A 4,217-nucleotide genomic window follows, 5' to 3' on the forward strand; every position below is an offset into this window, starting at 1 on the left:
TTTTTTTTATTCAAAAAAATAAATAATCTTAAATATTTAATATCTTACTGATGTTCCCCGTTACTTGAGATACCGTTTTACTAGAAACGCTATCAACAGTAACTGCCCCTCTACTGTTCCAATCTAAGGATTTAAATTGGTCAGATAAAATAACACCAGTAGTCTTTTTTGCGCCTTCAACAATAACCTCAAAGGGATACCCTTTTTGCTGGTTCGTGATAGGACAAACGACTGCAAAGCCAGTAATTCTATTAAAATCACTAGACGATATAACTAGACCAGGTCTTTTACCAAGCTGTTCATGACCTGATTGCGGACTAAAGTCTATAAGGACGACATCACCACAAGATGGATAATACTGAGTCAAATAATTTCCTTACCAATAGGCTCACAAAAATATTCCATATGGCTATTCTCTGGTGTGCATCGACTCAACATATCTGCAAGACTTGGCCCAGTTTTTTTAATAACGAGACAATTGTCTGCTGTTACTTTTAGCTCAACTGAGTCACCAATACCAAGACCAATCTGTTTTAGAAATGGCTGAGGGATGCGTAAACCAGCAGCGTTGCCCCATTTACTTATCGCCGTAGACATAATACCTCCAAAACACTTAGATAAACAATGTATAAACTAATGAGAGCATGATACACCCTCAGCATGCTACACTTACATGGTGGCGTTAACGCCACCCTAAAAAGTGCTAATACACTGAACGTAGTTCAGTGTATTAGCAGGTGTTCTTTTTTTTTTTTTTTCAACACTTAGCGTAAGGCCATGATTAAAATGGAAAATAATATTCCAAGAGAAAAAATACCTAGTTCTATACTTTCAAAATGGGGCTATAGTGTTCTTGAAGAAGATGGATGGACAACAGTTCCCAATTCATTGCTGATGAAACAAAAAGAACTAAATTTGAATAACTCAGAGTTGCTACTTTTGATACAAATATTGTCTTTTATCCACCATGCAGATACTGAGGCGTATCCATCAATAGCTACTCTTTCCAAAAGAATTAACCAGCATCCACGCACCGTCCAGAGAACTATAAATAGCCTCGAAAAAAAGAAAATACTTAAAAAAACAATACGATCTAAATCACCAAAAGACGTAGGGAAAAGTAATATTTATAGTGTTGAGCCGTTAATAGCGAAATTACAAAAAATGCGGCAGGAAACCATTTAGGTATGACATAGCGACATTTACCATAACACCTCATTTCGCGCACCGCCAAAACGCGCTCAGGGCGTTTTAACGCCCTAACCCATAAAATCCCACGTCTTACCCCCTCAAAACGCCTTAGGATCGCTTAGATGAATTCTGAGTGGGTGAATGGTTATGCATCAGACTGCGTAACGTCTGGTTTGGCTTCATTTTGAGGTTGAGACGCCTTTTTCCTCCGCTTTTGCTCTGCATCCAGATTTTTGGTTTGGGTCTTGGCATAGGCTTTTTGCTCGTCTGTGATCTCGCCAGCCGGTTGACCGTCTAATCCGATACGTTCAGAGCCTTTTCTGACCGCTTTTTGATAGAGATAGCGGTGAACATAAAGCTTAAGAGCCGCTTTGATGATCTCCAGATCAAACGGTAAATTACGAGCTTTAGCATCTTCAACCATATCCTCGAGAATACCGACTTTAAGCGGCTTTGGTTGGCTAAATTTGAATGCTTGCCCCCAGAAACCTTCGAGTAACGCTTTCGCTTCACGTTGCTTCTGTTTTTTAGCTTCGGATAACGCCATAACTCTCTCCAGATAACGGTGAACGGTCGAATAAATTTATTATTCGGCTGTGAAGCGTTTACAGGGTGTCGGGATGTAATCCTGACAGGGTTTACAACCTATTTACGCCAGAACACCCAACGCGATCGCAGTTTTGTTGGGGCTACAGGTTCTGCATTAACCTGTTCACTCTGCTGCTTATGCTCAATAAGGAGCATCGCTTGCTTAAGACTATCAATGTGCGACTGCTGAGACGAAATCAACGTTTTTAGATGTTCAACTTCCTGCATTAGCCTTAAATTTTCTTGCTCAACACCTGTAACACCACCTGTTACACGCTGTTCAATCACCTGTTCATTATGATGTTCACCTGCATTAATTCTAAGATCAGGAAAAACCCTCGCAAGCTCTGATATATCTATCATCTTCGCATTTCTATCACCTGTACTTACAGACAACTCACCTGTTTTAATCAACCTGTGCAGAGTTGTTCTGCTTTTTCCAGCAAGCCTCGCAGCCTCACTGATTGATACCTTAGCCACAATTACTCTCCATCATTGTCAGGGAAAGCCGTTAGTAACCGGCGATAAAGTGTCTCAGCATCTTCATGCAGCTTCTCGCATAAGTCAGCTTCATGATCAGACTCTAACTCGTTCAATTTCTCTAAGAGCAACAACGTCTGGCTCTGAATGAATTTGGCCATGTTTACGGCACTCTTTTGCTGCTTGGTCATGATTCATCGCTAAATAATCGAAGAAGGATGACAACATCTTACAGACAGTCTCACGCTAAAGGCAAAACACAGAGCAGGCAAATGAGGGTTTGCATTTTTCGTCCAGAAAAATGTGCCTTGGGGGAGCCACAAGTAACAAAACGCCCAAGCGTTTTTAAGTCCGCCCACGGACGATTTACGCAGTGGGGGCAACGCCCCCCCGTCGAGCCGAAGGCGACTGACCAACCTCCTAAAGCGAAACTGGTTTATCGTGCAGCGTCTTAGGGGGTTGGTCAGTCGTCGAAGACGTCTGGCGGGGCTGGGTGAATCTGATGACGGAGCGGCGTCCAGCCGAGGAGGATTCAGAGAGGGTGGTACACCCTTAAAGGTTTGATTTTCGTCCAGAAAATCATAACCGTGCTTTTGACATTTCAGTGCAATATGTGAATAAAAAAAAGGAAAAAAGACTCAATTACCTCTTACTTTACCTCTTACTCTACCTCTGTACTGTTGATGAGGTAGAGTAAGAGGTAAAGTAAGAGGTAGAAAGCAACATAGTTTACGCTGCGTAAACTATTAAGACTCTTGAATTAAGGCAATTAGTTCTTGCCGCAATTCAACGGGAACTCGAAAGCGTTGAGCTTTCTTATCGGTCCAGTAATACGCAAAATCGAAATGACTTGGGATGATCCGCAATGCCCTACCTTTAATCTCTGAATAGTCATCAGATGACTTAGCTTGAAGCATTTCTAAAACAATTTTTCGCTGTGCGAGATCACCCGAATCAATCGCCCATTTTACCAATTCAACAAACTCATGAACGTGAGCAGGTTTAACGCTATCTTTTACCTTTGCTTTAAAGTTAGCGCGCGCCTCATTGTATTGGATAGCACCAAGTTCAGGATCATCACAACGAGTCCCTCTGACTGGCCTACTATCAAAACTCAATTCCCAAAAGCCCGATTCAGGATTAAAAGAGTAATCTTTAGCTGATGCAGTACGGAACAGACTCATATAAAACCCTCTCTTAATGTCACTATCGAGCGTAAGTGCCTAAGGTAAGACCTACGATATTCCGCTTCCTCGCTTTGACAGACTACGCTAGTCAAAGACTGCGGCGAGCGTTGGCGGCGTGTTTTAAAAGTTACCCACAGATTCTGTGTATAACAAGGCTTTAAAGCTGTGGGAGTTAGACAAGAAAGGGCGTTTTACCATAGGCTCCGCCCCCCTGACGAGTATCACAAAAACATGACGTTTTCGGTTCTCAAATCAGTAGGCGGCGAAACCCGACACAGCTTAAAGATGCTAGACGTTTCCCTCTAGCGGCTCCCTCGTGCGCTCCTGTGTTCCCGTCTTATGGTTTGTCGGTGTCTATCCGCAATTATGGCTGCGGTTTCTCATACCACGCCTGACACTCAACTCCACTTAGACAGTTCGCTCCGAGCTGGGCTATCTGCACGAACCCCCCGTTTAGCCCGACTACCACGCCATGTAAGGTAACTATCACTTGAGTCCAACCCTTACAGACACGACTTATCGCCACTGGCAGTAGCCATTGGTAACTTTCAGAGAGGAGTAAAACTTGATATTAGTCGCATTATAACGCTAAACTAACATTACAAATTTGGTGACTTCGCTCCTCATAAGCAAGTTACCTAGGTTTGATGAGTTGCTGCTCTAAAAACCTTAGAAAAACCGCCTTGCTGGGCGGTTTTTTTTATTCAAAAAAATAAATAATCTTAAATATTTAATATCTTACTGATGTTCCCCGTTACTTGAGATACCGTT

General features: G+C 42.4%; 7 protein-coding genes. 1 reads left to right on the plus strand and 6 read right to left on the minus strand.

Annotated features, from left to right (window positions below; genetic code table 11):
- Positions 1-28: 28 nt before the first annotated feature.
- Complete coding sequence (locus HH682_RS15210; RefSeq protein WP_214238333.1) at positions 29-367, minus strand: type II toxin-antitoxin system PemK/MazF family toxin; 339 nt, start codon at positions 365-367, stop codon at positions 29-31.
- Positions 364-597, minus strand: a complete 234-nt coding sequence (locus tag HH682_RS15215; RefSeq protein ID WP_214238334.1) for an AbrB/MazE/SpoVT family DNA-binding domain-containing protein — start codon at positions 595-597, stop codon at positions 364-366. The genes HH682_RS15210 and HH682_RS15215 overlap by 4 nt, the downstream gene beginning before the upstream one ends.
- A 189-nt stretch (positions 598-786) precedes the next feature.
- On the opposite strand from HH682_RS15215, the gene HH682_RS15220 reads away from it, so the two are divergent.
- The gene (locus HH682_RS15220; RefSeq protein ID WP_250318732.1) at positions 787-1,185 is read left to right on the plus strand and encodes a helix-turn-helix domain-containing protein; all 399 of its coding nucleotides are present in this window, start codon (positions 787-789) and stop codon (positions 1,183-1,185) included.
- A gap of 151 nt (positions 1,186-1,336) precedes the next feature.
- Here the strand turns inward: HH682_RS15220 and HH682_RS15225 are convergent, their stop codons facing one another.
- From HH682_RS15225 to HH682_RS15240, 4 genes are all read right to left on the minus strand, one after another.
- Entirely contained in the window at positions 1,337-1,738 is a 402-nt protein-coding gene (locus HH682_RS15225) for a ProQ/FINO family protein (protein WP_214238335.1), read from the minus strand.
- A 98-nt stretch (positions 1,739-1,836) separates the two neighbouring features.
- Complete coding sequence (locus HH682_RS15230; RefSeq protein WP_338049360.1) at positions 1,837-2,259, minus strand: MerR family transcriptional regulator; 423 nt, start codon at positions 2,257-2,259, stop codon at positions 1,837-1,839.
- A gap of 2 nt (positions 2,260-2,261) precedes the next feature.
- On the minus strand, positions 2,262-2,450 hold the full coding sequence (locus HH682_RS15235; protein ID WP_214238336.1) for a Rop family plasmid primer RNA-binding protein: 189 nt from the start codon (positions 2,448-2,450) through the stop codon (positions 2,262-2,264).
- A gap of 555 nt (positions 2,451-3,005) precedes the next feature.
- The gene (locus HH682_RS15240) at positions 3,006-3,443 is read right to left on the minus strand and encodes a hypothetical protein (protein ID WP_214238337.1); all 438 of its coding nucleotides are present in this window, start codon (positions 3,441-3,443) and stop codon (positions 3,006-3,008) included.
- Positions 3,444-4,217 lie beyond the last annotated feature (774 nt).

Origin of the sequence: Rosenbergiella gaditana, assembly GCF_018494065.1 — a bacterium.
Classification (GTDB): Bacteria; Pseudomonadota; Gammaproteobacteria; order Enterobacterales; family Enterobacteriaceae; genus Rosenbergiella; species Rosenbergiella gaditana.

Coding starts and splice junctions, on each gene's coding strand:
- HH682_RS15235 (WP_214238336.1), bottom strand. CDS start 2,450: ATGACCAAGCAGCAAAAGAGTGCCGTAAACATGGCCAAATTCATTCAG.
- HH682_RS15240 (WP_214238337.1), bottom strand. CDS start 3,443: ATGAGTCTGTTCCGTACTGCATCAGCTAAAGATTACTCTTTTAATCCT.
- HH682_RS15215 (WP_214238334.1), bottom strand. CDS start 597: ATGTCTACGGCGATAAGTAAATGGGGCAACGCTGCTGGTTTACGCATC.
- HH682_RS15220 (WP_250318732.1), top strand. CDS start 787: ATGGAAAATAATATTCCAAGAGAAAAAATACCTAGTTCTATACTTTCA.
- HH682_RS15225 (WP_214238335.1), bottom strand. CDS start 1,738: ATGGCGTTATCCGAAGCTAAAAAACAGAAGCAACGTGAAGCGAAAGCG.